The following is a 956-nucleotide window of genomic DNA, read 5'->3' as shown; positions in this document are numbered from 1 at the left end:
CATCAAGGCCGTCCGCGCCATCACCGGCCTGGGCCTGAAGGAAGCGAAGGACCTGGCCGAAGCCGGTGGCGTCCTGAAGGAAGGCGCTTCGAAGGAAGACGCCGAGAAGATGAAGAAGGACCTGGAAGCTGCTGGCGCGACTGTCGAAGTCAAGTAAGCAGTTACCTTGCATCGTCACCGATTCACGGCGATGCAGCCAAGGCTGGGGGCGTAAGCCCCCGGCCTTTGGTCGTTGTTGCGGTACCGGTAGGGTCGACTGTTAGTCGACTGTTTCAAAAGCAGGAAAAAGCCCAACACGGGCTGCAGTCAAACCCCGGCAGGCCAGCGCACGGCGCGGCAGCGGGGGAGTGGTAGCAGACGAGTTGGCAGTTGGAAGTAGCGGGAGAAGGCGTGCTGGTGCCGACAATACCAGCGACTTCCAACTGACAATTTCAAGTTCCCTTCGGATCGTGGGCGCACGATCCGCACAACAAGGTGGAAGACCTCATGACGTCCTATTCGTTCACCGAAAAAAAGCGTATCCGCAAGGATTTCGGCAAGCAGCGCTCGATTCTCGAAGTGCCGTTCCTGCTCGCCATCCAGGTGGATTCCTATCGTGAATTCCTGCAGGAAAACGTCGATCCGGCCAAGCGCACGGACCACGGCCTGCACGCTGCGCTGAAGTCGGTCTTCCCGATCGCCAGCTACAGCGGCAATGCTGCCCTGGAATACGTCGGCTACAAGCTGGGCGAACCGGTCTTCGACGAGCGTGAGTGCCGCCAGCGCGGCATGAGCTACGGCGCCCCGCTGCGCGTGACCGTGCGCCTGGTGATCTACGACCGTGAGTCGTCGACCAAGGCCATCAAGTACGTGAAGGAGCAGGAGGTCTATCTGGGCGAAATCCCGCTGATGACCGAGAACGGCACCTTCATCGTCAACGGCACCGAGCGCGTCATCGTCTCGCAGCTGCACCGCTC

General features: G+C 60.8%; 1 protein-coding gene and 1 pseudogene. Both read left to right on the top strand.

Translation table 11 applies throughout. From position 1 onward, the window contains the following. Positions 1-157: ribosomal protein L7/L12 (locus D7X55_RS45830; protein ID WP_147470436.1), on the top strand; the 157-nt coding region annotated here is incomplete at its 5' end. Between the two features lie 329 nt (positions 158-486). Then, positions 487-956, top strand: a pseudogene (gene rpoB / locus D7X55_RS45825) (DNA-directed RNA polymerase subunit beta); the annotation flags it as partial.

The sequence above is a fragment of the Corallococcus sp. AB049A genome (genome assembly GCF_003668885.1).
In the GTDB taxonomy this organism is placed as follows: Bacteria; Myxococcota; Myxococcia; order Myxococcales; family Myxococcaceae; genus Corallococcus; species Corallococcus interemptor.
The sequence above is the reverse complement of the archived record's forward strand: the minus strand, read 5'-3'. Positions and strand labels throughout refer to the sequence as shown.